Source organism: Hydrogenophaga sp. (genome assembly GCF_011390835.1).
Taxonomy (GTDB): Bacteria; Pseudomonadota; Gammaproteobacteria; order Burkholderiales; family Burkholderiaceae_C; genus Hydrogenophaga.
In genome coordinates, this window is record NZ_JAABRQ010000003.1 from 192,931 (window position 1) to 218,019 (window position 25,089).

23 protein-coding genes are annotated in these 25,089 nt (G+C 64.4%); 8 read left to right on the forward strand and 15 right to left on the reverse strand.

Translation table 11 applies throughout. The annotated features are described in order from the left end of the window. Nucleotides 1-11: 11 nt before the first annotated feature. Nucleotides 12-875: an archaetidylserine decarboxylase gene (asd, locus tag GPT34_RS03875; RefSeq protein ID WP_291009845.1), complete on the reverse strand. Its 864-nt coding sequence runs from the start codon at nt 873-875 to the stop codon at nt 12-14. 104 nt (nt 876-979) lie between these two features. On the opposite strand from asd, the gene GPT34_RS03880 reads away from it, so the two are divergent. Further along, complete coding sequence (locus tag GPT34_RS03880) at nt 980-1,915, forward strand: ATP-binding cassette domain-containing protein (RefSeq protein ID WP_291009847.1); 936 nt, start codon at nt 980-982, stop codon at nt 1,913-1,915. 124 nt (nt 1,916-2,039) lie between these two features. Next, nucleotides 2,040-2,861: an ABC transporter permease gene (locus GPT34_RS03885; RefSeq protein WP_291009849.1), complete on the forward strand. Its 822-nt coding sequence runs from the start codon at nt 2,040-2,042 to the stop codon at nt 2,859-2,861. Nucleotides 2,862-2,986: 125 nt separating this feature from the next. On the opposite strand, the gene GPT34_RS03890 is transcribed toward GPT34_RS03885, so the two are convergent. From GPT34_RS03890 to GPT34_RS03900, 3 genes are all read right to left on the reverse strand, one after another. Further along, nucleotides 2,987-3,256, reverse strand: coding sequence for a hypothetical protein (locus GPT34_RS03890; RefSeq protein ID WP_291009851.1), 270 nt, complete (start codon nt 3,254-3,256; stop codon nt 2,987-2,989). Nucleotides 3,257-3,440: 184 nt separating this feature from the next. Then, on the reverse strand, nt 3,441-4,568 hold the full coding sequence (locus GPT34_RS03895) for a YbdK family carboxylate-amine ligase (RefSeq protein WP_291009853.1): 1,128 nt from the start codon (nt 4,566-4,568) through the stop codon (nt 3,441-3,443). A 5-nt stretch (nt 4,569-4,573) separates the two neighbouring features. Further along, the gene (locus GPT34_RS03900; protein WP_291009855.1) at nt 4,574-5,788 is read right to left on the reverse strand and encodes a cation:proton antiporter; all 1,215 of its coding nucleotides are present in this window, start codon (nt 5,786-5,788) and stop codon (nt 4,574-4,576) included. 148 nt (nt 5,789-5,936) lie between these two features. Here GPT34_RS03900 and GPT34_RS03905 point away from each other — a divergent pair, with 148 nt between their 5' ends. Continuing rightward, nucleotides 5,937-6,533: a hypothetical protein gene (locus GPT34_RS03905; RefSeq protein ID WP_291009857.1), complete on the forward strand. Its 597-nt coding sequence runs from the start codon at nt 5,937-5,939 to the stop codon at nt 6,531-6,533. A 47-nt stretch (nt 6,534-6,580) separates the two neighbouring features. On the opposite strand, the gene GPT34_RS03910 is transcribed toward GPT34_RS03905, so the two are convergent. Next, nucleotides 6,581-7,444 carry an SAM-dependent methyltransferase gene (locus GPT34_RS03910; protein ID WP_291009859.1) on the reverse strand — a complete coding sequence of 288 codons (864 nt, stop codon included), beginning with the start codon at nt 7,442-7,444 and terminating at the stop codon, nt 6,581-6,583. Further along, the gene (locus tag GPT34_RS03915; RefSeq protein ID WP_291009861.1) at nt 7,441-7,890 is read right to left on the reverse strand and encodes a potassium channel family protein; all 450 of its coding nucleotides are present in this window, start codon (nt 7,888-7,890) and stop codon (nt 7,441-7,443) included. Before GPT34_RS03915 ends, GPT34_RS03910 begins: the two co-directional genes overlap by 4 nt. Before the next feature lie 38 nt (nt 7,891-7,928). Here GPT34_RS03915 and GPT34_RS03920 point away from each other — a divergent pair, with 38 nt between their 5' ends. From GPT34_RS03920 to GPT34_RS03935, 4 genes are all read left to right on the forward strand, one after another. Then, complete coding sequence (locus tag GPT34_RS03920; RefSeq protein WP_291009863.1) at nt 7,929-8,966, forward strand: serine/threonine protein kinase; 1,038 nt, start codon at nt 7,929-7,931, stop codon at nt 8,964-8,966. Nucleotides 8,967-9,081: 115 nt separating this feature from the next. Continuing rightward, the gene (locus GPT34_RS03925) at nt 9,082-9,531 is read left to right on the forward strand and encodes a MarR family transcriptional regulator (RefSeq protein WP_291009865.1); all 450 of its coding nucleotides are present in this window, start codon (nt 9,082-9,084) and stop codon (nt 9,529-9,531) included. 60 nt (nt 9,532-9,591) lie between these two features. Next, nucleotides 9,592-10,008 carry an organic hydroperoxide resistance protein gene (locus tag GPT34_RS03930; RefSeq protein ID WP_291009867.1) on the forward strand — a complete coding sequence of 139 codons (417 nt, stop codon included), beginning with the start codon at nt 9,592-9,594 and terminating at the stop codon, nt 10,006-10,008. Between the two features lie 108 nt (nt 10,009-10,116). Further along, on the forward strand, nt 10,117-11,205 hold the full coding sequence (locus tag GPT34_RS03935) for a DUF2855 family protein (protein WP_291009869.1): 1,089 nt from the start codon (nt 10,117-10,119) through the stop codon (nt 11,203-11,205). Between the two features lie 39 nt (nt 11,206-11,244). Here GPT34_RS03935 and GPT34_RS03940 read toward each other — a convergent pair whose 3' ends face one another. From GPT34_RS03940 to GPT34_RS03980, 9 genes are all read right to left on the reverse strand, one after another. Beyond that, nucleotides 11,245-12,204, reverse strand: a complete 960-nt coding sequence (locus GPT34_RS03940) for a response regulator (protein ID WP_291009871.1) — start codon at nt 12,202-12,204, stop codon at nt 11,245-11,247. Then, entirely contained in the window at nt 12,201-13,373 is a 1,173-nt protein-coding gene (locus tag GPT34_RS03945) for a hybrid sensor histidine kinase/response regulator (protein ID WP_291009873.1), read from the reverse strand. The genes GPT34_RS03940 and GPT34_RS03945 overlap by 4 nt, the downstream gene beginning before the upstream one ends. Continuing rightward, complete coding sequence (locus tag GPT34_RS03950; RefSeq protein ID WP_291009875.1) at nt 13,370-14,710, reverse strand: ATP-binding protein; 1,341 nt, start codon at nt 14,708-14,710, stop codon at nt 13,370-13,372. Before GPT34_RS03950 ends, GPT34_RS03945 begins: the two co-directional genes overlap by 4 nt. Before the next feature lie 9 nt (nt 14,711-14,719). Then, complete coding sequence (locus tag GPT34_RS03955) at nt 14,720-16,123, reverse strand: class I SAM-dependent methyltransferase (protein ID WP_291009877.1); 1,404 nt, start codon at nt 16,121-16,123, stop codon at nt 14,720-14,722. A 170-nt stretch (nt 16,124-16,293) separates the two neighbouring features. After that, nucleotides 16,294-18,243, reverse strand: coding sequence for a molecular chaperone HtpG (htpG, locus tag GPT34_RS03960; RefSeq protein WP_291009879.1), 1,950 nt, complete (start codon nt 18,241-18,243; stop codon nt 16,294-16,296). Between the two features lie 173 nt (nt 18,244-18,416). Beyond that, complete coding sequence (locus tag GPT34_RS03965) at nt 18,417-19,958, reverse strand: alanine/glycine:cation symporter family protein (RefSeq protein WP_291009881.1); 1,542 nt, start codon at nt 19,956-19,958, stop codon at nt 18,417-18,419. A 311-nt stretch (nt 19,959-20,269) separates the two neighbouring features. After that, a complete protein-coding gene (locus GPT34_RS03970; protein WP_291009883.1) occupies nt 20,270-21,556 on the reverse strand; it encodes an alpha/beta hydrolase in 1,287 nt (428 codons plus the stop codon). Nucleotides 21,557-21,869: 313 nt separating this feature from the next. Beyond that, nucleotides 21,870-23,018: a pseudouridine synthase gene (locus GPT34_RS03975; RefSeq protein WP_363356199.1), complete on the reverse strand. Its 1,149-nt coding sequence runs from the start codon at nt 23,016-23,018 to the stop codon at nt 21,870-21,872. 103 nt (nt 23,019-23,121) lie between these two features. Then, nucleotides 23,122-23,847 (reverse strand): Crp/Fnr family transcriptional regulator, encoded by a 726-nt coding sequence (locus GPT34_RS03980; protein ID WP_291009885.1) that lies wholly within the window; start codon nt 23,845-23,847, stop codon nt 23,122-23,124. 164 nt (nt 23,848-24,011) lie between these two features. Here GPT34_RS03980 and GPT34_RS03985 point away from each other — a divergent pair. Beyond that, on the forward strand, nt 24,012-25,089 hold a 1,078-nt coding region (locus tag GPT34_RS03985; protein WP_291009887.1), incomplete at its 3' end, for an AMP-binding protein.

The following is a 25,089-nucleotide window of genomic DNA, read 5'->3' on the forward strand; positions in this document are numbered from 1 at the left end:
TTCGTTCGGGGTCAGGGCAGTTCGCCCATGGCTTCACCCAGACGCACCGGCAGCCCCGGCGCCCAGGCAATGTTGAAAACAATGGTGTCCTTGGGCCACAGCATCACCACGGTGGAGCCGAGCAGGAAGCTGCCCATTTCTTCTCCACGGCGCAGCGCCAGCGGATCGTCTGCATACGTCCATTCGCGCAGGCGCCCGGGCCGCGGCGGGTTCACCACGCCATGCCACACGGTCGACATGCTGCCCACGATCGTAGCGCCCACCAGCACCAGCACAAAAGGCCGCAAGGCGCCATCCGCGCCGTGGGGCGCGTCGAACACGCAGACCACGCGCTCATTGCGCGCAAACAGGCCCGGCACGCCCTGCGCGGTGGCGGGGTTGACCGAGAACAGGTCGCCCGGGACGTGGATCATGCGGCGCAGCGTGGCATCGACCGGCATGTGGATGCGGTGGTAATCGCGCGGGCTGAGGTAGAGGGTGGCGAAGTCGCCATCGTCGAACTGCGCCGCCAGCGCCGAGTCACCGCCCACCAGCGCCCGCGTGCTGTAGTGGTGGCCCTTGGCCTGGAAAATCTGGTCGCGTTCGATGCGCCCGAACTGGCTGATGGCGCCATCCACTGGACAGACATAGGCGGAACGCGCCAGTGGCCGCACACCCGCCTTGAGCGAGCGGGTAAAAAAAGCGTTGAAGCTGGCATAGCTGGCCGGGTCGGGGTTCGCCGCCTCGGCCATGTTGACGCCGTAGCGGCGGATGAACCATGGAATCACGCGGCTCGTCCACCAAGAGGCCTGCGAGCGGGCGCACAAACCGGCAAACCGCGTCAATGCCTGTTTGGGCAGGAGGTGCTGAAGGGCAACAAAAAGAGCGTCGGGCACAGGGGAGTCGGGTTGGTACAAAAAGCCCCGGCAGCAGCGGCGAGGGGCAACTGGATTGTAGAAGGCCAGGCCATGCCGATTTCCCGGCGGCACAATCAAGCTCCATGGACTCGCCGCTCTTCGAATGCCACCACCTTGTCAAACGATACGGCGGCGTCACCGTGGTGGACGACCTGTCCTTCGACATTTCGCCGGGTGAATGCCTGGGCGTGATCGGTCCCAATGGCGCGGGCAAGACCACCACCATCCGCATGTGCCTGGGCCTGACCGCACCCGACTCGGGCTCCATCACCGCGTTTGGGCTGGACATGCCGCGCGACGCGCTGGCCATCAAGGCGCAGCTAGGTGTTGTGAGCCAGATGGACACGCTGGACCCGGACTTTTCCTGCGCCGAAAACCTGCTGGTGTATAGCCGCTATTTCGGTTTTAGCCGGGCGCAGATCGCGCCACGCATCCCGCAGCTGCTGGACTTTGCCGCGCTGGCGCACAAGGCACACGCCAAGCCGGGCGAACTCTCGGGCGGCATGAAGCGGCGCCTGTCGCTGGCGCGCGCGCTGGTCAACAACCCGCGCCTGCTGATGCTCGACGAGCCGACCACCGGCCTGGACCCGCAGGCGCGGCACCTGATGTGGGAGCGGCTGCAGGCCTTGCTGCAACAGCGCAAGAGCATCTTGCTCACCACCCACTTCATGGACGAGGCCGAGCGCCTGTGCTCGCGCCTGCTGGTGCTGGACCACGGCAAGAAGATCGCGGAAGGCCGCCCGCGTCAGCTGATCGAGCAACACCTGGAGCCCGATGTGGTCGAGGTCTATGGCCACGGCGCCCTCGCCCTGGCCCAGGACGAAGTCCACGCGCCGCTGCGCGCGCTGGCCGCCCGCGTCGAAGTGAGCGGAGAAACGGTGTTTTTCTACACGGCGCAAGCCATGCCCGTGCTCGCCGCGCTCAGCGAACGCCACGACCTGCGCACGCTGCACCGGCCGGCGAACCTGGAAGACCTGTTTTTGAAACTCACCGGCCGGCAGATCAGGGAAGACGGGTGAGCGTCGCTCACCCTCCCCCCGAGCCGCTTTGCGTCACCCCCCAGCGGCAGGCGGCACTGGTGGTCCGGCAAAGCCGGCTCCACTTTGCCCCGACATAGTTCCCCCTGCAGCGACACGATCCCCCATGCTGACAACCCTTTCTCCGTCCCACTGGTCCAGCCCGCGTTTCTCCGCGCGCTGGTGGCCGGTGTTCTTGCGCAACCTACTGGTGTGGAAAAAACTGGCCATTCCCAGCCTGGTGGGCAACATCGCCGAGCCGCTGATGTGGCTGGTGGCATTCGGCTATGGCATGGGTGCGCTGGTGGGTCAGGTCAGCGTGGCCTCCCCTCATGGCACGGTGGCCGTGCCCTACATTCTTTTCCTGGCCAGCGGCAGCATCTGCATGAGTGCGATGAACGCGGCCAGCTTCGAGGCCCTGTACTCGGCGTTCTCGCGCATGCATGTGCAGAAAACCTGGGACGGCATCATGAATGCGCCCGTGAGCCTGGACGATGTGGTGCTGGCCGAGATGCTGTGGGCGGGATTCAAGGCGTTGTTTTCGGTCTGCGCCATCATGGTCGTGATGCTGGCCCTGGGCATAAGCCATTCACCGAAGCTGCTGCTGGCGATTCCGGTGCTGCTAGGCGCCGGCATCGCGTTTTCCTGCATCGCGCTGGTGTTCAACGCCCTGGCCCAGGGCTATGACTTCTTCACCTACTACTTCACGCTGTTCCTCACGCCCATGATGTTCCTCTCGGGCGTGTTTTTTCCGCGCGAACAGCTGCCGGACCTGGTGCGCCAGATCTCCGACTGGCTGCCTCTGACCAACGCAGTGGAACTGGTGCGGCCCCTGTTCATGGACCAGTGGCCCGAGCGGGCCTGGTTGCATGGCTTGGTGCTGGCCGTGTACGCGGTGGGAGCCTTCTGGATCGCCCTGGCGCTCACCAGAAAAAGATTCGCCAAATAGCGGGGCCGGGGCGTGCAGCGAGCGGTCCGCAGGCCGCTCGAAACCAGGACACCGCTGAACCGGCTTTGCCGATCCGCCAGTGCCGCCCCCCCTGGGGGTGATGGCGAAGCCGGCGCGGGGGGGGCTCAGTGAACCGCGTGCTGCAGCGCCGGCTGGGCTTCGACGTAGGCCTCGATGCCCGAGTCCATGAATTCTTCTGCGTCGATCACGGCGTCGTAATCGCGCAGGGCGATGCGGTCGATGCTGTGGGTCTTGGGAATCAGGGGCTTGTCCAGCGGGCGGCAGATGCGCTGACGCAGCTTGCGCAGGTTCATGCTGTTCTCCATCGCGTTGAGCACAAACTCGGGATCGAGCATGAGGGCGAAGGGGTTGAGGCGGTTGTTTGATGCGTTCATGGTGGGCTCCTGGAGAAAGTGGGGGAAGAAACAAATCGGGTGTCGATGAAACAAACTGTATTTGGAACGTTTCAAAAGGTTAAGTCGGCCCAGCGCCATTCCGCGTGTAGGAAGTTGCCTGACAAAACTGGAATTGCACGGCAAACCACCGCCTTATTGCCCCCGTGCGGAGCAGGAGCGTGGCTCAGCCCGGGCCAGCGCGCAGGGCATCCACGCTGGCGCGCACCACGCCTTGCACACTGCCGCTCTCCGCGTAGCGCCGGCGCAAAAAGCTGGCGTGGTTGCCATCGCGACCCGCCGCGCGCTCGATTTCGTCGAGCGCTGGCAGCGCATGAAGGGCGACGGCGTGAGGCTGCAACAGGCGCAGCGTGGCGAGGATGTCTTCGCGGATGCTGATGCGCTCTTGCGTCTTGGGCTTGACCATCTGGCCATCGAGACCAAAGCGGCAGGCCTGGAAGCGGTTGTAGGTGTAGACGAGGTAATCGTCTTCCTCGGGCGGTGGCTCGCTGCGGCCCAGAAGGTGTCGACAGAGCGCCTGCAGGTAACAGGCCAGCGCGGCCGCGCGCTCGACCGTCAGCGGCGTGTCACACACGCGCAGCTCGATGGTGCCGTACTCCGGCTTGGGCCGGATGTCCCAGTAAAAGTCCTTCATGGACTTCACCACGCCGGTGGCTTCCATCTTGGCGAAGTAGACGTCGGCAAATTCCTCCCAGCGCAGCACGAAAGGTGCGCGCCCGCTGAGTGGAAACGCAAACACCGAGTTCAGCCGCGAAGAGTCGAACAGGGTGTCCACCCCCTGCGAGAACGGCGACGAGGCGGAGAGCGCGATGAAATGGGGCACGTAGCGGTTGAGTGCATGCAGCAAGAACAGCGCCTCGTCCGGGCTGGCGCAGCCCACGTGCACATGCTGACCGAATACCGTGAACTGCTTGGCCAGGTAGCCGTAAAGCCCCGACAGCTCCTGGAAGCGCGGTTTGGAGAAAATCCGCTGCTCGAACCAGCGCTGGAACGGGTGCGTGCCGCCGCCAGCGATCTCGATGTTGAGCCGGTCGCCCGCATGGAGCACGGTGTCGCGCATGTGTTGCAGCTGGGCCAGCAGCGGACCGTATTCGGTCTGCACATCGGTCGCCACCTCGATCATGCTCTGCGTCATCTCGGGCGTGACCACGCCCGGGAACGGCTTGCGCTGCAGCAGCTCCAGCAGGTCGTTGGCGCTGCTGGACAAGTCCATGTCGTAGCTATTGACCAGCTGCAGCTCCAGCTCCACGCCCAGCGTGAGCGACTTCGAGGTCTTGAAAGGTCCAAGCGGCATGGTGGTCAGAGCACGGAGCGGGTGATCTGCCCGTCGGCCTGGGTCACGTGGGTTTCCTGCGCCGCCATCAGACTGCGCTGGCTCACGAGTGGACCCAGCAACTCCTGGAACAGCATCATGCCGGCCATGAGCGACAGCGCATCAGCCGCTGGCGCGAAGCCGTAGATGCGGCTTTGTTCGATCAGCAAAATGGCAAACGCCGACATCGGCATGAGCGCCAGCCCGGTCAGCAGCCCCTTGCGCTCGGTGCTGCCCGAGAGCCGCGCCGCCGCCACGCTGCAGCCCACCTTGCTGGTCGTGCGCACCACGATCAGCGTCAGCCCCAGCAGCAGACTGCCCATCACCGCGCCCCAGTCCAGCAGCGAGGCGATGTAGACGAACAGGAACAGCGTGAGCAGATCGCCTGCTGTGCCGAAACCGCGCTGCGCGTTGGTGAGGTGCACGCGGCGCTCGCGCGCCACGATGCCGAACACCAGAGCTGCCAGCAGCGGCGACAGCCGGAAGCCGTACGACATGGTGGTAAGCAAAACCACCGCCAGTGCAAACACCACGGTGACACCGCGCTCGTGGGTACCGGGGCGTCGCAACAGCCAGGGCACGGCCACGCCAAGCACCGTTCCCATCACCACCGAGGTGAGCAGCGCGTGAACGCTGCCAAACACCGCCGCCAACAGGTCACCCGACGTGCTGAGCGTCCAGTAGCCCACCAGCAGCTTGAGCGCCAGCACCGACACGAGGCAATTGATGGCGCACAGGTGCATCACGCGCTCGGTGACCTGACCCGCGCTCCGCAGCTCGTTGGCCACGCGCACGATGCCAGCCGGCGAGGCCGAGATAGACAAGGCCGCAATGATCAGGCGCAGATCGGTCGCCAGCCCAAACCAGCCACTCGCGCCGTACACCAGCGTAAAGGTCAGCACCGATTCGAACACGCCCAGCGCCAACACCCAGGGGTTGTGGCGGAACCAGCGCAGATTGATGCGGTAGCCCAGTTCAAACAGCAGCAGCGACAGCGCCACATTGGCCAGGAACGGCAGCCCCTGCACCTCGGCCGTGAGTCCGGGCAGGTTGAACAGACTGGCCAGCAGCCCCACCGCCACGTAGCTGCTCACCCGCGGCACCTTCCAGCCGCGGTGCAGCCGCTCGCCCAGCACCCAGGCCAGCAGCAGCACCAGCGGCCAAGCCATGGATTGCAACAAGAAGGGCAGGTTGGGGAACATGAACTGCGCAGCAGGCGGTGGTCAGCGAAGGCGCATGGTACCTGCGGGGGGCGGTGCGCTGAAGGCATCTCTCCAGACCGGCGGCTGAACTTACACCCTGACGCAGGTGTCCCAAGAGTCCCACGGCTTTGCCGCTACCATTCGCATCATGAAAAATCTCCTCCCCCGCGCCTTGATCGGCGCCGCCCTGATTGGCCTGTGCGGCTTGGCCTTTGCCCAGCCCACCGCCGCCAGCTCGCCCGCCAAGAAGGAGCTGGTCGCCCGCCTGCTCAAGCTGCAGCAACCCAGCGTGGAGCGACTGGCCCAAGGCATGATCGAACAGCCGGCCTTGGAGCTGATAGGCCGTGCAGGGCAAGTTCTGCCGACGCGAGTTGCGCCCGATAGGCAGGAGGCCGTGGCCAAAGAAATTCAGGCTGACGCCAAGAAGTTTGTGGAAGAGGCTGGGCCGCTGGCGCGCGCCCGTGCGGTCAAGCTCGCCCCTTCAACGGTGGGAGCGGTGATCGAAAGTCAATTCACCGAAGACGAGCTGAAACAGATCGTCACTTTGCTGGAATCCCCTGCCTACAAGAAGTACCTCGACAAAAGCGAAGAGATGGAAAAGGCCCTGCTGGAGAAGCTCTATGCCGACACCAAGAGCACCATCGAACCCAAGGTCATGGCTCTGCAACAGTCGATCGGCAAGCGCCTGGGCGTGAGTGCGCCGCCCTCCACAACCTCATCTGCGCCCGCACCGGTCACCAAGTAACCGCGAAGCCCGGCAGACGGGCATGCAGTGTGCGTCAAGGCTGCGGCTCAGGCGGGTGCACCTGCAAAGCGCTCCGTCAGGGGTTGCAGGCCCAGCTCCTCCAGCACTTGCAACAAGCGCTCGCGGGCACGAGCCTGCTGAGCTGCCCGAACGCTGCCGTCGCGCGTGGCCAGGATCAGCTCGTTTTTCATCGAGTGTTCCCAGCCCACCAGCTCGGTGACGGTGACCGCGTAGCCGTGTGACTCCAGCTGCAGACAACGCAACACGTTGGTGATCTGGCTGCCGAACTCACGCGTGTGCAGCGGATGGCGCCAGAGTTCAGCCAGCGGTGTTCGTGAGAGTGAAAAGGCCTTGTGCTGTTTCATCACGCTGGCCACCTCGGCCTGGCAACATGGCACCAGCACCAGGTGCCTGGCCTGCTTGGCCAGACCAAAACGGATCGCATCATCGGTGGCCGTGTCGCAAGCGTGCAGGGCCGTGACCACATCGATCTGCTGCGGCAGGTCGGGATGGCTCAGCGCCTGCTGCACTGTGGTCGCGAGGAACCGCATACGCTCGAACCCGAGGCGACGGGCCAGCGCCTGGGATCGTTCGACCAGCTCGGGTCTGGACTCCACACCCACCACCCAGCCGGTGTTCTTGGCTTTGAAAAACAGGTCGTACAGGATGAAGCCCAAGTACGACTTGCCCGCGCCGTGGTCGGCCAGCGTGACGTCCCCGCGCGCCTGCATCACCTCGTTCAGCAGCGGCTCGATGAACTGCACCAGGTGGTAAACCTGCTTGAGCTTGCGCCGGGTGTCCTGGTTGAGCTTGCCCTCGCGTGTGAGGATGTGCAGCTCCTTGAGCAGCTCGATCGACTGCCCTTCGCGCAACTCGGGCAGCTGTTCCTGAAGGGACTTCTGAGGCTTCAACCGGTGCTCCGTTCCTGACGTTGTTTCGGGTCTTGTGGGGGTTGGTGTGGGTCATCGAGCCGCCGCTGCAAGGCATCGACCTGCTGGCGCAGCGCGCGGATCTCACGCATGAGGGCGTGCTCGATCTGGCGCTCTTCGGCCTCCACATCGCGCTCGACAAACAGCGCGGCCAGGGAGGCCGTCACCAGCGACAACACCGCCAGCCCCAGCAGCACCACCAGCACCGCAAACGCGCGACCCAGAGTGGTTTCGGGCACCACGTCTCCGTAGCCGACGGTGGCCGCAGTGGTGAAGGCCAGCCACAGGCCGTCGTGCAACGTTTCAATGCCTGGCTCCAGCAACCAGAAGCCAACGCCACCGATGAGCAGGATCAGCAGGCACAGCGCCAGCGAATACCAGAGCCCGCGGCGCATCAGGTGGCCACGGCGTAGCCTGATTCGATTCATTCCCCAATTCTGGCACGCGCGCCGCGCCACAATCGGATATGACCGACACCCACCCAAGCCAACACCCCTACGCCGCCCTCACCCCTGATGTGGTGCAAGACGCGCTGGCCAGCATCGGCGTCTGGGGAGACGGGCGAATGGCTGCGCTCAACAGCTTCGAGAACCGGGTTTATCAGATACACCTGGAGTCGCCGCTTGCAGGGCACAACCAGGTGGTGGCGAAGTTTTACCGGCCTGATCGCTGGAGCGATGCGCAGATCCATGAAGAGCACGCGTTTGCTGAAGCACTGCTGGTCGCCGAGATTCCAGTGGTGCCGCCGCTGCGGGTGAACGATCAGACTCTCCACCACTTCGGCGGCTTTGGGTTTTCGGTCAGCGCCCGACGCGGTGGTAGGCGACCCGAGTTGGAGAGCGCCGAGGTGCTGGAGTGGATCGGGCGGTTCCTGGCGCGCATCCACACCGTAGGCGCCGCCGAGCCGTTTGTTCAGCGCCCGAGTTTGGATGCCACCACCTTCGCGCATGAGCCGCGCGACTGGCTGATGGAGCATCAGATGGTCGCGCCGGAGGTGCGCAGCGCCTGGTCAACCGTGCTGGCCGAGGCCTTGGCCATCATCGAGTCTTATCCCACACTGTCGGGGAGTCTGCCAGCCGACGGTGAGATTCGCCGCATCCGCCTGCACGGCGATTGCCACCCCGGCAACATCCTGTGGACCCCTGAGGGACAGCCCGAGCCCGGCCCCCATTTTGTGGACCTTGACGATGCCCGCACCGGCCCCGCGGTGCAGGACCTGTGGATGCTGCTCTCAGGCGAACGGCGCCAGCAGATCCAGCAACTGGGCGCGCTGGTCGATGGCTACGAGCAGTTCCGCGAGTTTGATCGCCGCGAACTCGCACTGATCGAACCGCTGCGCACCCTGCGCCTCATCCACTACAGCGCTTGGCTCGCCCGCCGCTGGGACGACCCGGCCTTTCCCATCAACTTTCCCTGGTTCGGCAGCCGGGACTATTGGCAGGGTCAGGTGGACATGCTGGTGGAGCAGGTCGAAGAGATGCAGAACCCGCCTTTGGTGGCTTGAGCGCTCCCGGTCGGGCGTTCACACGCCAATGATGGATGAAGTCGCGGCTTGGGCAAGTGGTTCCTGACCGGCGATTACATTGCACACAATTTAATTGCTCGATATACTTGGCCGCATGCCCAACGCCCCTGTCACATCCGATCAAGCCTTGCTGCTGGACCACCAGCTCTGCTTTGCCCTGTATTCGGCGTCGCTGGCCATGACCAAGCTGTACAAGCCCTTGCTCGATGAGCTGGGTCTCACCTACCCGCAGTACCTGGCGCTGCTGGTGCTGTGGGAGCGCGACGGCATCACCGTCTCCGAGCTCGGCGATCGCCTGTTTCTCGACTCGGGCACGCTCACGCCCTTGCTCAAGCGCCTGGAAGCAGCCGATCTGGTCTCGCGCCTGCGCGATACCACCGACGAGCGCCGCGTGTTGATCCGGCTCACCGCGGCTGGCCGAGCGCTCAAGAACCAGGCCCGACGCATTCCCGGCTGCGTGCTGCAGGCCTCGCACTGCTCGGTCGACGAAGCCCGGGCGCTCACGCGGCAGGTGAAAGCGTTGCGTGAACAGCTGCTCGCCTGATTCAACGCCCCTCTCTTTTCACTTCCCGCCTCCCCCAGACCCATCCTAGAAAGGTTCACGATGACCCAGCTCGACAAAGTCCTCTACACCGCCCGCGCCCACACGACCGGTGGCCGCGACGGCGCCTCACGCACCGACGACGGCCGCCTCGACGTGAAGCACAGCCCGCCGGGCACGGCCGGCAACGGCACCAACCCCGAGCAGCTGTTTGCTGCTGGCTACTCGGCCTGCTTCATCGGCGCGATGAAAGCAGTGGCTGGCCCGATGAAACTCAGCGTACCGGCCAACGTGGCAATCGACGCTGAGGTCGACCTCGGCCCCATCACCGGCGGCTACGGCATCGCGGTGCGCATGGCCATTCACCTGCCCGGCATGGACCGGGCCGAGGCACAAGCCCTGGTGGACGCAGCCCACAAGGTCTGCCCCTACTCGAACGCCACCCGCGGCAACGTCGGCGTCGCCCTCACGCTGGCCTGATCCGCTGACGGGGGTTCCAGCCCGCTGTCACCCAAGCAGCCCGCCGGCCTTGTTCCCGCGGGCTGCTTGCTTTACCTTGGACGATTTCCGATCGGACACCCACACACCATGACCACCCAGACCCTTCAGGTGCAAAAGCGCGCCCTGGCCAACACCCGCTGGCAAACCACGGAAGACACGCCTCTCATCCCTGGCCAGATCCGACTGCGCGTGGACCTGTTTTCCCTCACTGCAAACAACATTACCTACGCCGCCATGGGCGAAGCCATGGAGTACTGGCGCTTCTTCCCGACAACAGACGCCGACTGGGGCGTGATCCCGGTATGGGGTTTTGCCACCATCACCGAGTCGGCACACACGGATCTCGCCGCCGGCGACAAGCTTTACGGCTACTGGCCCATGGCCACCGCGACCGTGTTGCAGGCCGACATGGTCACGTCTGTCAGCCTGGTCGATGCGGCGCCACACCGCGACGGCCTGCACCCGGTCTACAACCAGTACACCCGCTGCGCTCGCGATCCGTTCTACACCCCCGACAGCGAAGCGGTGCAGGCCTTGCTGCGCCCGCTTTTCATGACCTCGTGGCTGATCGACGACTTCCTGGCTGACAACGACTTCTTTGGCACGCAGACGCTGCTGCTCTCCAGCGCTTCCAGCAAAACCGCCTACGGCACCGCGTTCCAGCTGGCCCAGCGCGAAGGACTGCAAGTGATAGGCCTCACTTCCGAAGGCAACCGGGCGTTTTGCGAAAGCCTGGGCTGTTACACCCGAGTGCTGAGCTACGAACAGCTCGGAGAGATGCCCGCCGATGTGCCCTGCGTGTACGTGGACTTCGCGGGCAGCGCCAGCTTGCGCGAGCAGATTCACCGCCGATTCACCGCCTTGCGCTACAGCTGCGCGATCGGCGCTACCCACGTGAGCGATCTGGGCGGCGGCAAGGGCCTGCCCGGTCCCGCACCCACGCTGTTTTTTGCGCCGGCCCAGATCAAGAAACGGCGCGCCGACTGGGGTGCAGCCGAGCTGGGCCAGCGGCTGCTGGCCAGCTGGCAAACCTTCACCACCCAGGTGGGTGACCCGACCCGGCCCTGGCTTCGAGTCGTTTCGCACCTAGGCGCCGACGCACTGCAGAACGCCTACCTGCAGATGCTGGTCGGCCGCAGCGACCCGCAAGAAGGACACGTGTTCCGGCTCGACTGAGCGGCCGCGTCACGGCCAGCCCGCATCCGCTGGCGCGGCTCAGGCTGGCGCGCCGCCCAGCTGCTCCATGGCGGCGGCCATCCAGTCGGCAGAGGGTGCCACAGCCTCTGTCAAGGGCCGGATGCGCCAGCCCTCGCCCTCGGTCACCAAGGTCGCCAGGCCTTGATGCGCAATCAGCCAGGACAGCCACGCACAGGCGGCGTGGCTCACTGGCTCGCCTGGCGTGCCATCGAGCAGCGCAGTGAATGGAGCCTTGTTGGCGACGCTCACCGTATCACCCTCCACCGACCCGCCCAGGGCCTCCGCCAGCAAGGTCAACGCGCCGGCGCCATCCCCAAGCGAGGCCAACCGGGCCAGCCACTGCCGCAGGTCCCCAGCCACCGCAACCCCTCGACGCGCCTCGGCCTGCATCAGGTCCGCGTGGTCCCAGCGGTGCCATGGCACCTCGGGCATAGTGCAGCCAGCCGCGAGCGCAGCGCGCGCCAACTGGTGCAGCGCCGCTTCGGTGGGCTGGTCATGCACCGCCGCTGCCAGACCGACCAGCATGGCGAGCCGGCTGGCCAGCAGCTGGCCTTGCTGCGCCAGCAGCTTGTCGCGCATCAGCGAATCGCGCTCGCTGCGCAGATCGGCGAGTTCCAGTGCGTTCTTGAGGTCGGCACGCAGGCTCTCCAGTTCCCAGGGCTTGTTGATGTAGCGGTAGATCTCGCCGGTGTTGATGGCTTCGATTGCATCGCCCAGCTCGGAGTAGGCCGTGGTCAGCATGCGCACGATCCCGGGGTAGTACTCGCGCGTGTGGCGCAGCAGCTCATTGCCCTGCTCGCCAGGCATACGCTGGTCACACACCAGCACCGCGATCTCGGCACCGTGTTCGCGCAACATCGCGCGACCGGCCTCGACCGAGGTAGCGGTGAGCACGGGCGCCATAGGGCTGACCAGGCGCTCGAAGTATTTCAGCGCCATGGCTTCGTCGTCAACGTAAAGAATCTTGGTGGGTTTCATGTGCTGACCGTGGCCTTGTGTGGTTCGGTGAACGGGAAATGCAGCGTGATGGTTGTGCCCTCACCAGGCGCCGAGGCCACGCTGACGGACCCACCAAGTGAACTCATGACGCGCTGGCAAAAAAGCAGCCCCATGCCGCTGCCACCCGAGTCGGCGCGGGTGGTGACCGGTTCGCGGGTGAGCCGGGGCAGGATGTGAGCAGGGATGCCCGGGCCGTTGTCGACCACCTCAATCGCGGGTTGTTCGCCCAGCCCAGGCGCTGGGGCCACCCGCAACAGGCGCATCCACACCAGTGGCTCGGCGGGCGGCGCACTGCGCAGCGCTAGCAGCGCGTTCTTGATCAGCGTGCACAGCACGAGGAAAAGCAAATCGCGGCGCCCGGGCACTTCAAAATCTGCCATGAGGTCGCAGGCCAGCCAGTCACCCTCGCTCGGCTCGAATGGGTACTCGTCGCGCACCGCCCGCACCAGATCACTCGCAAACAGGCGCGAAGGAGTATCGCCCCGGCTTGCATCGCGGGCCGACTGCACAAAGGTCGATACCAGGGACTGCGCGTAGTCAGTGCGGCGCTGGGCGGCGTTGATCATGGCAAGCAGGCTTTGATCCGAGGTCGAACCCGCCTGCTCCTGCAGGTTCTTCATGGCCGACAGGTAGCCGCTCACGGTCGCCAGCGGGGAGGTCACTTCGTGCGCGAGGAAGCCCAGCGTCTCGCGCAGCGTGGCTGCGCGGCGCGCCAGCAGGGCCTGGTCGCGCGCCCGCTCGCGGCTGGCAGTCAGGGCGTGGCGCAGGGTCTGCCGCGTGAGCGCCTCGTCCAGCGGCTTCTCCAGGATCTTCTCCACCTGCCCCTGGTTGACGGCCGACAGCGCCACGTCCTTGTCGGCATAAGCCGACACCAGCAGGCGGTAGACGTGAGGGTAAGCCGCGCGAGTTTCGCTCAGCAGGGCGACACCATTGCGCTCGGGCATGCTGAAGTCGGTCAGCAACACCGCCACCTCGTGGCCGCGCTGCGCCAGCACCGCTAGCGCCTCGTTCACGCTGCCGGCGGTCAGCACCACAAACTCATCTCCGTACAGACGCGCAAACCACTTGCAAGCCTGAGGCTCGTCGTCCACCACCAGGATAGCGTGGGCACCCTGCGGGGTGGGTGGGTTCGTTACGCGCTCGCTCATGCCGGCCTCACCAGGTCGAAGCGGAACTCTGTCCACGCGCCATACTCGCTTTGCACCGTCAACGTGCTGCCGTGGCGCTGCACGATGCCGTAGCTCACGCTCAGCCCCAGCCCCAGCCCGGAGCCCACGTCGCGGGTGGTGAAGAACGGCTCGAAAACGCGGCTCAGGTTGTTGGGCGCGATGCCCTGCCCGTTGTCGCGCAGCGAAAAGACAAGGCGATCTCCTCTCACCACCGCCCGCACGTCAATGCGCGGATCGCTGCGCTTGGCCACCTGCAGGGCATGGGCTGCGTTACTGAGCAAGTTGATCAACACGCCAATCAGGGCAGGTTCGTCGCCCATCACGTGCGTGTCTTCGGGCAAATCGGTCACCACCGTAATGCCCTTGAGCTCGTGCCCCGCCAGCCGCTGCGCCGAGCGCAAGGCCCGCTCCATCAAAAAGGGCCGCATGGTGTCCTGGCCAGGCTTCTGGTAAGCGAAGGTCTTGAGGTCGGAGACGATATTCTGGATGCGCTCCATGCCCTCCTTGGCGTCGACCAGGCTTTCATTGAGCATCTCATCGGCCTTGGCTGCCGGCAGGCTGAGCCCCATGTTGATCGCCATCAGGCTGTAGTTCACCGGGTTGTTGAGCTCGTGCAGCAGGCCTGCGGAAAGGGTGCCGATGGCCGCCATTTTTTCGCGCTGGATGAGCTGGCCCTTGACTTCGGTCAGAGCCTGGTTGATGTCGAGAAGTTCGTTGCGCTGACGCTGGACTTCGGCCTGCAATGTGAACGCCTGTGTGCGCCAGCGAGCGCTGTAGATGGAGATCGTGACGGCGATGACGCCATAAAAGGCAATGAAAATCAACTGCCCTGCGAATACGGGCCACTGCTGAACGCCGCCTGGCCGCAGCAGACAAGCCATCACATACACCACCAAGGTCAGACCGCTAAAAGCAACGGCCTCGCGAACCGAAAGCGGCAGGAACACGCCGATCCCGGAAATCGCAAAGGTCAAGCCAACAAAATAGATGGATGCTTCACCATCGCTGTAAAAAACCATCCACGCAATCATCAGCTGCGGCAACGCGATCCAGAAGTAGGTGAGTTGACGGATGTGCCGGGCGCCGACCGGTGTGCTGTAGCTCCAGAGCGTAAAGCCAATCAACACAATCACCAGAAACCGGGCTACGGCGAACGGCTGCACATGCTCTGGATAGAACGCCAGGTCCAATCCGACACCCAGCGCAACCAGCACCATCGCCACCACACACGTCACCCGGCTGTAAAACTTCAGATGCTGGTTCACCGCCTCGTCGTAGGACGTGGGCAGTTGTCCGGAGCCGGGCAGCGAAGCCATGGCGCTCATTCAGGCGGCCTTGACGACTTCTGCGAACAGGTTGACACCGGTCACATCGGTGTAGGTGGTCACACCAGGCAAGGACTCAGGAAACAGGCTCGTCACATCGGCCTCGTTTCGGTAGATCAGGTACCACTCCAGAAAGTGCTCCATCCAGAAGCGCTCGGGGTTGTCTGAATGCACATTGGTCACCAGCATCGTGCCACCAGGGCGAAGATGGTGATCGAAATAGCCGATCAGACGGGCACAAGCCTTGTCAGCCAGGTAATCGAACAGTCCCGCGCAATAGATGAAGTCGAACTGGTCCTGCAGGTGGATGCCTTGGGCCCGCGAGGATCGTTTGAGCAGTTGATGAACGGACTCGTGACGCAGGGTGAGCGCGAGCCGCTCACGCCCGGCCGAATCAGCGGCAGCCCCGATGCTCTGCGAGGCGTACAGCAGCGTCTCGTCGCTGAAGTCCATCAACACGATGTCAAGGTGATTCAGTTCGGCTTTGCTCGCAGCGATTCTCTGCAGTTCCCCCGCTGGACCGCACCCCACGTTCAAGATGCGCATGGGGCGCCCCTCTGCGCGGGCCTTTTCCGCCAGCTTCAGCAACCGCTGTTCCAGAATGTCCACCCGGTTGCGGTGGGCCTGCGCCACGCCGGCCTGGAGAAACATGAAATTGACAAGTTCAAAGTAGGTGCTAGGCCCTTCGCGCGGATCACCCAGAATCTGGTTGACCATCTGGTAGTCCCCCGCATAGCCCATTGGCTTGGCGAACGTGCGGTAAACGAATGGGGCGCGCAACACAAGCGGGTGAATCGCGGCCTGTGCAAACGCACGATGAGCAGGCTCCAGCTCCATCGGCACCTTGGCCGCCTCTGCCTCGAAGCGCAGCAGGTACCCCTTGCCCTTCTCAAGCAACGGTCGTGCAATCTCGAAAAACACATCGTCACGCACCTTGCCATTGACGGTGCGGGGAAGCCCTGCGGTCACGTCAGCTTGATCAAGCCAGCGCGTGACTTCGGAGAAATAGGCGCGCATGTCGTTGACAACCACCTGGTAGGCCTGTCCCACTTGTGCCCGCGTTTCCCAGGCCTGAATGAAGTGCCCCACTGCATCCGATACCGTCTTGGCGTCGTGACCGATGCCGCCCAGGTCATTCCACTCCTCAATGAGCGTGACCGACACCACCGCCATCAGCCCCGTATTGAGCAGGCTCACCACCACCGCCTTTCCCTTGTAGATGCTGCGGTCGCCACTGCGGATGTTCAACTCGTTGAGCACCTCACTCACCTGCACGATGGAGTACGGGTTGTAGATCTCCATCACCAGCGAATGGCGCTGCAGGCTGGTGAGCGTGCCGCGGGCGGCCTCCCCTTGGCTGTTGCGAAACGTGACGACGGGATCGAAGGGGCGCTGAAGTTGCACAGTGGATCAATCAGTACGGATGGGGAGGGCTTGGCCCGCCCTCGCGAATGCTCCTGACCCGGGAGTGTAGTCATCCCCAGCCCTTGGCGCGGCCCTCACGCAGCAATCCAGGCACAAAAAAGCCTGGGGTCGAGGTCGGCCCCAGGCTTCTTGGCTGCCACTGACCCGCCTCAGGCCAGCAGCGCGTTGACCCGCTTGACGTAGGCCGCCGGGTCTTCGGGCAGTCCGCCTTCGGCCAGCAGGGCCTGATCGAACAGAATGTGGGCGAGGTCGTCGAAGTGATCGCTTGCCTCCAGCTTCTTCACCAGGGCGTGCTCGGCGTTCACCTCCAGGATCGGCTTGCTGTCGGGCACGGGCTGGCCGGCCTGTTTGAGCATGCGCGCGAGCTGCGTGCTCATTCCGTGGTCTTGCACCACGAGGCAGGCCGGTGAATCGACCAGGCGGGTGGTCACGCGCACATCCTGCGCCTTGTCTTTCAGGCTGGCCTTGAGCTTTTCCAGCACCGGCTTGAAGGTTTCGGCGGCAGCCTCGGCGGCCTTCTTCTCTTCTTCGTCCTGCAGCGAGCCCAGGTCCACCGCCCCCTTGGCCACGCTTTGCAGCGGCGTGCCGTCGAACTCGTGAATGTGCGACATGGCCCATTCGTCGACCCGGTCGGCCATCAGCAGCACCTCGATGCCCTTCTTGCGGAAGACTTCCAGCTGCGGGCTATTCTTCGCCGCGCCCATGCTGTCGGCGGTGATGTAGTAGATGGCTTCCTGGCCCTCCTTCATGCGGGCCTTGTAGTCGGCAAAGCCCACGCTCACGCTGTCGGTGGTGGTGCTGGCGTAGCGCAGCAGTCGGGCCAGCTTCTCGCGGTTGGCGAAGTCCTCACCCAGGCCTTCCTTCAACACGGAGCCGAATTCGGCGTAGAAGGCCGAGTACTTGCCTGCATCCTGCGCGGCGGCGGCTTTGTCTTCTTCGCTCACCTCGTTGGTCACGCCATCGACGCTCTCAGCAGCAGGCGTTGGCTGATCCTTCTTAGCCAGGTCTTCCAGCATGGTCAGCACTCGGCGGGTGTTGCCCTCGCGGATGGCCTTCACGTCGCGGCTTTCCTGCAACAGCTCACGGCTGACGTTGAGCGGCAGATCGGCCGAGTCGACCACGCCCTTGACCCAGCGCAGGTAGGAGGGCATCAGGCTCTCGGCCTCGTCCATGATGAACACGCGCTTGACGTAGAGCTTGATGCCCGACTTGTGATCGCGGTTCCACAGGTCCATCGGCGCCTTGGCCGGGATGAACAGCAGCTGCGTGTACTCCGTGCTGCCCTCGACGCGGTTGTGGCTCCAGGCCAGCGGCGCCTGCTGGTCGTAACTCAGGTTCTTGTAGAACTCGGCGTACTGCTCATCGGTGATGTCCTTCTTGGCGCGCGACCACAGGGCGTTGGCCGAGTTCACGGCTTCCCACTCGTCCTGCTTCACGTGCTCGCTTTTCTCGGCGTCCCATTCCTCTTTCTGCATCAGGATGGGCAGGCTGATGTGGTCGGAGTACTTGGTGATGAGCGACTTGAGTTTCCAGTGGCTCAGGTACTCGCCCGCATCATCGCGCAAGTGCAGGGTCACGCTCGTTCCCCGTGCTGCGCGCTCAATGGTCTCCACCTCGAACTCTCCCGTGCCACCGCTGACCCAGCGCACGCCCTCGTTGATCGGCAGACCCGCGCGACGGCTTTCCACCGTGATCTTGTCGGCGACGATGAAGCCGGAATAAAAGCCCACGCCAAACTGACCGATGAGCTGGGCGTCTTTTTTCTGGTCACCGCTCAGGCGCCCCATGAAGTCCTTGGTACCGCTCTTGGCGATCGTGCCCAGGTGTTCCACCGCCTCGGCCTGGCTCATGCCGATGCCGTTGTCGGTGATGGTGATGGTCTTGGCGCCTTTGTCGAAGCCCACACGGACCTCAAGGTTCGGCGCATCTTCGAACAGCGCAGCGTTGTTCAGTCCCTCGAAGCGGAGCTTGTCGCAGGCGTCCGAGGCATTGGAGACCAGCTCGCGCAGGAAGATCTCGGGGTTGGAGTACAGCGAATGGGTGACGAGGTGCAGCAACTGCGCCACCTCGGCCTGGAAGGAGAGGGTTTGTTTGCTCATGGGTTCTGGCTCAAAAAACGAAACGCCGACCAGCTTGGTCAGCAAGAACAACAAAAAGGGAGAATCCGGAATTATGGGCATGGCGCCCTTTTTCAAGTCGGGAGGGCCTGCAGCCCACGAAAAAGGGCGCGCCGCCCTCGTGAGGCGGCGCGCCCTTTTGAAGATATGACTTTTTAACTGTAGCGTTTGAACTCACCCGAATCCACCTTGGCCATGAACTTGTGGTATTCGCGCTTGACGATGGGCATAAGGAAGTACAGGCCGATGATGTTGAAGATCGACATCGCGAAGATGGCCGCATCCGAGAAGTCAATCACCGCACCGAAGCTCACCGACGCGCCCACCACGATGAACAGGCAGAACATGATCTTGTAGATGTACTCCTGGGTGGTGCCTTCACCAAACAGGTAGGTCCAGCCCTTGAGCCCGTAGTAAGCCCAGCTGATCATGGTCGAGATGGCGAACATCACCACGGCCAGCGCCAGCGGGTAACGGAACCAGTCAGCGGTGGCCTGGAACGAGGCGGCCGTGAGGTTGACGCCCGTCAGGCCGTCCGGACTGGGGAACGGTCCGGTGTTCAGACCGGCGATGGTGATCACCAGCGCCGTCATGGTGCAGATCACCACGGTATCGATGAACGGCTCCAGCAGCGAGACCAGGCCTTCGGTCACTGGCTCGTCGGTCTTGACCGCGCTGTGCGCAATCGCAGCCGAGCCCACGCCCGCTTCGTTGGAGAAGGTGGCGCGCTTCAGACCTTGAATCAGGGCGCCGACAAAACCGCCCGCAACGCCTTCGGCACTGAAGGCACCGTTGAAGATGGCGGCAAACGCCGCCGGAATCTGGCTGAAATTGGACACGATTACGATCACCGACAAACCGATGTAGAGAAGTGCCATCCAGGGGACTAGGCGCGAGGTGACAGTCGCGATCGAGGGCATTCCTCCCACAATCACACCGTAGACAAACGCGGCCAGGATGATGCCCACCACCCAGCCGAAGCCGTCGGGCAGGCCGAAGGTCTGCACGATCATGGCGTTGGCCTGGTTGCCCTGGAACATGTTGCCGCCGCCCAGGGCGCCCAGGATGACCATCACGGCAAAGCCCACCGCCAGCACCTTGCCCAGCACCGGCATGCCGCGCTCGGCCAAGCCATCGCGCAGGTAGTACATCGGGCCACCTGAGACCACCCCAGAAGGCAGGATGGTCCGGTACTTCACGCCCAGCGTGCACTCGGTGAACTTGGAGGCCATGCCCATCAGGCCCACGATGATCATCCAGAAGGTGGCGCCAGGACCACCGATGGCCAGCGCCGCGCCCACACCAGCAATATTGCCCAAACCCACCGTACCCGAGAGGGCTGTGGTGAGCGCCTGGAAGTGGCTTACCTCACCGGGATGCACGCTCTTGGGATCGGTGTAGCGACCGCGCACCAGATCGACCGCCAGCTTGAAACGCGACAGCTGCGGAAAGCCGAAATACACCGTGAAGATGATGGCCGCGGCCAGCAGCCATCCCACGATCAGCGGAAACTGGGCTTCACCCAGCGGCACGGAATAAAAGATCAGGTTGACGAACCAGCCAAAGGTCGTCGCAAAAAAACTGTCGATGGCCTGGTCAATGCCCTGAGACCAAGCTGGCGCCGACAGTCCCGCCAGCAGCACGGCGACCAGCCAGACCGGAGCGCGGGGCGCCACGGGTGTGTGTTTTGTTGACATCGGAGTCTCCTTGGAAGTGGGCACTGACATTTCAGCAACCCCCGAGGCACCGACCATCGGCAAAACGGGAATGCGCCACCGCTTCATGCTCTCACCCTCACGCCGAACTTGCCGAGCAAAACACCTCAGCGATTACCCTTGGTTTCCCAAACAAATCACTGTGTTTTGGAGAATTAAGGCGAAATATTTGTCAATTAACGGCGTATACGGAGACCACCACTCAAAAATGGGTAATTCGGCCGAACAAGATGCAGCGTCACCACTTCGCCGCACGGCCTCACACCCCGTGCAGGGCCCGTGAAGGCGCACGCTCACTCGACATCGGCGTGGGGCGTCAGCCAGTCGCGCACCTGCTCGGCCACCTTCTGGCTGGATAGCAGGTCAAGGTGACTGGTGCGGCACACGATGAGCTGGCTGTTTTTCGCAAACACCAGCCGCCTCCGAGCCTCGTCGTGCTGGCCCAACGCGCTGTTCAGCGGCACCAGCCCGTCGCCCGTCAAACGATCGGCCAACAGCCCGCGCTGGGCGGCCAGGGTGGCAGCCACCGCGAAGCAGGCCACGCCCTCGGGCAGTGGCAGGGGCACGCGCTGGTCGTCAAAACCGGCGCGCCAGCTTTGGCCACCGGGCGAGCGCCAGTCGGCTTCCTGCACATGGCCGTGGCGCAGGTCCAGGATGCCGGCGCTGCGCAGCTTACCGAGCTGGGCGAACGGGCGCGAGAACGGCGTGGCGTCGAGCAACACATCCACACCATGTCCGGCGCGCTCCAGTGGCGCGCCGTGGTGCGGGGTCCCCAGGAACACGATTTCACGCAGCATCTGAGGCCAGTGCTGGCCCGTTTCTCGACCAGCCTGCACCGCCGAGCGCGCCACCAGACCGCCCATGCTGTGGCCCATCATGGTGATGCGTTGCAGAGGCACCGGCCAAGACGCCACCAGCCGCTCCAGCTGCAAAGACAGCTCGCGGCCGTTGTCCGACACATGCCGGCCGCTGTTGTAGCGCAGGTAGACCGGCGTGCCACCCACGGCCTGTGCCAGGTAGGCCCCATGGTTGTGGCCATCGCGCGTCCACTGCGTATCGTTCATGCACAGACCGTGGATGAGCAGCAGCAGGTGCGGGCTGGCGGCTTCGCCCAGCTGCTCCTTGAGCGCGTTGGGATCATCCAGCGACAGGACCTGCCCCTCGCGCCGCAGGGTCATGGGTTGCGCCAGCGGATTGCCCGTCGCCACCAGCCGGTCACCCAGCACACCATTGAGCGCGGCCAGCACCGCTTCGCGCTGCGGCGAAGCCTCGGGGTAGGCGGGCGGCTTCTCCAGCAGCGGCAGCAGTGCGCCCAGCACCGCCTCCGACCCTTGACCCACCAGCGCCGCTACCCCGCGGATGCCGCGGTAGATCTGACCGGTGAGCCCGCCCGTATGCGAGGGCGTCGCACCCGCCGTCAAGCCCAGGGTGCGTCGCACCGACTGGTGCACGCCTTCGGTGATGCCGATCACGCCCTGCGTCGCCTGCGTGGCGAGCTGAGCAGCCGCTTTCATGTCGGATGGGCGAAAGTGGCGCAGGACGGCGCGTTGGGAGCGGCTGGGAGGGGTGGGGGCGGTCATCACGCATTGTGGCCAAACTCGGGCACCATGTGATGGGTGGGCTCCTCTATACGTGCCGGTAGGAGCTTCCTGACACAACCAAGCTGCAGGCAATGGAGGCAGTTGGTCGGCTGCATGGCGCAAGCAAAAACTCTCTCGCTTTGGTCCAGCATGGAGCTGCGCGCTCCAAGAGCAGCCTGCGTGCAAAGCTCACATCGTCACCCGTCGCAACAACTGATCGACTTGGCATATGGGGGCCACCAACTCCGTGGGCAATTGCGATATGAGTCGCAAATTGCACGCAAACACGCCCCTGGCGGGCAAGTAGCCAACCTCAAAAGCTTTCCTCCGATCCCAAATACCGCCACTGCCCCACCGGCAGATTGCCCAGCACGACATTGCCGATGCGGATGCGCTTCAAGCCCACCACGTGCAGTCCCACCTGTTCGCACATGCGGCGGATCTGGCGCTTCTTGCCTTCGACCAGCACGAATCGCAGCTGCTCGGGGTTCATCCACTCCACCTGAGCAGGTTTGAGGAGCTGGTCGTCCAGACTCAGCCCGTGGCGCAGCCGGGCCAGTTGCTCAGGCGGAAAAGCGGCTTGCACGTCTTGCGTCACCACGCCCGCGCCCTGCGGTCCGTTGGGTGCCCACTGCACGCGCACCAGGTACTCCTTTTCGACACCACTGTTTTCACCAATCAGCTGGCGGGCGATGCGGCCATCTTGCGACAGCACTAGCAGGCCGACGGAATCGATGTCGAGGCGGCCGCAGGGCGCGAGGCCGCGCGTGTGTTCGGACGCAAAGCGGCGACCGTCGCTGAGGGTGCGTGCATCGCCGCGCCACTGGCTGGGCGCGCCGATCAGGGTGGCAGCGGCTTCGTGGCCGTCTTCGGGCTGGCCGCTCACATAGCCCATGGGTTTGTGCAGCAGGATGGTGACCAGTCCAGCTTGCTGGTGGCGGGCCTGGGGCAACACCTCGATGGTCGCGTCAGGTGCCACCGGCTGGCCCATTTGTGCGGGTTGGCCGTTGACCAGCACCCAGCCGCGACCAATCCAGGCATCGGCCTCGCGGCGAGAGCAAAGGCCCAGCTCGGCCATGCGCTTGTTCAGGCGCACTTCGCCCTGCGCGTTGCCCACTCGCGCCAGATCGGGCCGCCGGGGGTCGGCAGGACGCGCAGGCGGCTGGGGCGCACGCGGTACGCTGGATCTAGCGGGAGAGAGTCGGTCGCCCGGATCGCCTGGGCGCTGGCCCTCGGCTAGGTTGGCACGCTGGCGATCTGGCCCCGGCCGCGACGGGCGTTCACCCCCAGAAGCGTCGGGCCGCTCGCGCGGCGGCTTAGGCGCGGAGGCCGAGACGGATTGGGCACGCGCCGGGCCAGGCGGGCGCACCGGCGGACGCCTCTCGGCGAACGGGCCGTTGGCGGTTTTTTTGGCAACGCCGGGCTTGAGCTTGAGGGTGCCGGGCTTGGGGTCGGAAGTCATGGGGCGATCATCCCACGGTGAGCAAGCTGTGGGTCTACCAAGCAGCGGATGAAGACTGGTATTCGGCGAACGGCGGATCAGCGTAGCCTGCGGGCTCCAAGCCCTAAAGCTCACCCTGCCGCAGCGCCTGCAGGTCGAGCACGCGCACACCGCCGTACTCCACCCGGATCCAGCCTTTGGCCGACAGCGTGGACAGGGCTTCGTTGACCCGTTGGCGGGACAAGCCCACCAGGTAAGCCAACTCCTGCTGCGTGATGCGCAGGATGCCGGCCACGTTGGGATAGAGCAGCGGGTGGAACATGGCGGCCAGATTGCGCGCCACGCGAAGGTCGGGACTGTTGAGACGGTCGATCTCGCGTGCGGCGATGAACTGGCCCAGGCGCTCGTTGAGCTGGTTCATCACGAAACGGTTGAAGCCCAGCGAATGGTCAAGCAGCCAGTCAAAGGTGGCGACCGGAATGCCGGCCACGTGGCTCTTGCGCAGGGCCTGGATGTTGTAGCGGTAGTGCTCGTGCTTGAGCACCGTGCCCTCGCCGAACCAGCCGCCCGGCGCCACCCCGGTGAATGTGATCACCGGACCGAGGGACTCGTCGTTGCTCATCTTGAGGAGGCCGTCGACCAGCCCGAACCAGTAGGTGACCGGGCGACCAATGCGGCAAAGGTAGTCGCCCGCCTGCGCGGCAGTGACCACCAGCGCGTCTTCCGCGCGCTCACGTTCGGCCAAATTCAGCGCCCGCAGCCAGGGAATGCGTGCAAGCTCCTCGGGCGTGAGGGCGCGAGCGCGGGCTCGCAGCGGTGAGGCATGTCTGGGCGAGGGGGAAGGGCTCATCGGGTGAGGGGCACTAGGGGAAAGTCCTAGGAGGGCAGACCCTTCAATTGTCGTCCAACCGACAACATAACGTCAAACATCGGCCTACCATGGCACTCAGAATGATCGGCATGGAAGCTGTGCGCGCAGTCCGCGTCAAGCCTTCCGCGCCAATGGAGACAAGTATGCAAACCACTTTCCCCCGGCTGTTGCTGGACCACGCCAAAGCTCGCCCCGCGGCGCCCGCCATGCGTGAAAAGGAATACGGCATCTGGCAGACCACCACCTGGGCCGACATGGCCAAGCTGGTTGAGGCGCTTGCCTGCGGCCTGCACCAGGCCGGCCTGCGGCGTGGCGAGCACATGGTGGTGATCGGCTCCAACCGTCCGCGCCTGTACGCCACCATGCTGGCCGCGCAGTCGCTGGGCGCTATTCCCGTGCCGCTGTATCAGGACGCGGTGGGCGCCGAATGCGTATTCCCGATCAACAACGCCGACGTGCGTTTCGTGGTGGTGGAGGATCAGGAACAGGTCGACAAGATGCTGGAGATTCGCGAGGAGTGCCCACAGATTTCCCATATTTACTTCGACGATCCGCGCGGCTTGCGCAAGTACGACGAGCCAGGCCTGAGCGCGCTGGAAGAACTGATCGCCGCCGGACGAGCCTTTGCCAAGGTGCACCCGGACCTGTTCGGTGAACAGGTTGAACTGGGTCAGCCCGATGACGTGGCAGCGATGTTTTTTACCAGCGGCACCACGGGTAAACCCAAGGGCGTGGTGCACACCCATCGCACGCTGATCGACCGCGCCGACGTGGGAGCCCGGTTCGACAAGCTGACCGCCGATGACGAGGTACTGGCTTACCTGCCGCCAGCTTGGATCGGCCAAAACATCTTTTCTTACGCGCAGTGGCTGGTGGCTGGCTACGTGGTGAACTGCCCCGAGTCGAGCAGCACCGTGACGATCGACCTGAAGGAGGTCGGACCTACCTACTATTTCGCGCCACCGCGGGTGTTCGAGGGCTTGCTGACCTCAGTGATGATCCGCATGGAAGACGCGGGCGCCCTCAAGCGTCGCATGTTCCACGCCTTCATGGATGTGGCCAAGCGCGTCGGTCCCGACAAGATGGACGGCAAGGCGCTGGGCTTCATGGACAAGCTGAAATATGGGCTGGGCAATGTGATGGTTTACGGGCCGCTGCGCAACAGCCTGGGCATGAGCCGGGTGCGAGTGGCATACACAGCGGGGGAGGCGATCGGGCCCG

Bases quoted from the DNA above. Each gene is read 5' to 3' on its own strand.
- GPT34_RS03945 (WP_291009873.1), bottom strand. From the start codon at position 13,373: ATGAGCGAGCGCGTAACGAACCCACCCACCCCGCAGGGTGCCCACGCT.
- GPT34_RS03905 (WP_291009857.1), top strand. From the start codon at position 5,937: ATGAAAAATCTCCTCCCCCGCGCCTTGATCGGCGCCGCCCTGATTGGC.
- GPT34_RS03925 (WP_291009865.1), top strand. From the start codon at position 9,082: ATGCCCAACGCCCCTGTCACATCCGATCAAGCCTTGCTGCTGGACCAC.
- GPT34_RS03935 (WP_291009869.1), top strand. From the start codon at position 10,117: ATGACCACCCAGACCCTTCAGGTGCAAAAGCGCGCCCTGGCCAACACC.
- GPT34_RS03975 (WP_363356199.1), bottom strand. From the start codon at position 23,018: ATGACTTCCGACCCCAAGCCCGGCACCCTCAAGCTCAAGCCCGGCGTT.
- GPT34_RS03940 (WP_291009871.1), bottom strand. From the start codon at position 12,204: ATGAAACCCACCAAGATTCTTTACGTTGACGACGAAGCCATGGCGCTG.
- GPT34_RS03980 (WP_291009885.1), bottom strand. From the start codon at position 23,847: ATGAGCCCTTCCCCCTCGCCCAGACATGCCTCACCGCTGCGAGCCCGC.
- GPT34_RS03915 (WP_291009861.1), bottom strand. From the start codon at position 7,890: ATGAATCGAATCAGGCTACGCCGTGGCCACCTGATGCGCCGCGGGCTC.
- GPT34_RS03965 (WP_291009881.1), bottom strand. From the start codon at position 19,958: ATGTCAACAAAACACACACCCGTGGCGCCCCGCGCTCCGGTCTGGCTG.
- GPT34_RS03950 (WP_291009875.1), bottom strand. From the start codon at position 14,710: ATGGCTTCGCTGCCCGGCTCCGGACAACTGCCCACGTCCTACGACGAG.
- GPT34_RS03900 (WP_291009855.1), bottom strand. From the start codon at position 5,788: ATGTTCCCCAACCTGCCCTTCTTGTTGCAATCCATGGCTTGGCCGCTG.
- GPT34_RS03920 (WP_291009863.1), top strand. From the start codon at position 7,929: ATGACCGACACCCACCCAAGCCAACACCCCTACGCCGCCCTCACCCCT.
- GPT34_RS03895 (WP_291009853.1), bottom strand. From the start codon at position 4,568: ATGCCGCTTGGACCTTTCAAGACCTCGAAGTCGCTCACGCTGGGCGTG.
- GPT34_RS03890 (WP_291009851.1), bottom strand. From the start codon at position 3,256: ATGAACGCATCAAACAACCGCCTCAACCCCTTCGCCCTCATGCTCGAT.
- GPT34_RS03970 (WP_291009883.1), bottom strand. From the start codon at position 21,556: ATGACCGCCCCCACCCCTCCCAGCCGCTCCCAACGCGCCGTCCTGCGC.
- GPT34_RS03880 (WP_291009847.1), top strand. From the start codon at position 980: ATGGACTCGCCGCTCTTCGAATGCCACCACCTTGTCAAACGATACGGC.
- htpG (WP_291009879.1), bottom strand. From the start codon at position 18,243: ATGAGCAAACAAACCCTCTCCTTCCAGGCCGAGGTGGCGCAGTTGCTG.
- GPT34_RS03885 (WP_291009849.1), top strand. From the start codon at position 2,040: ATGCTGACAACCCTTTCTCCGTCCCACTGGTCCAGCCCGCGTTTCTCC.
- GPT34_RS03930 (WP_291009867.1), top strand. From the start codon at position 9,592: ATGACCCAGCTCGACAAAGTCCTCTACACCGCCCGCGCCCACACGACC.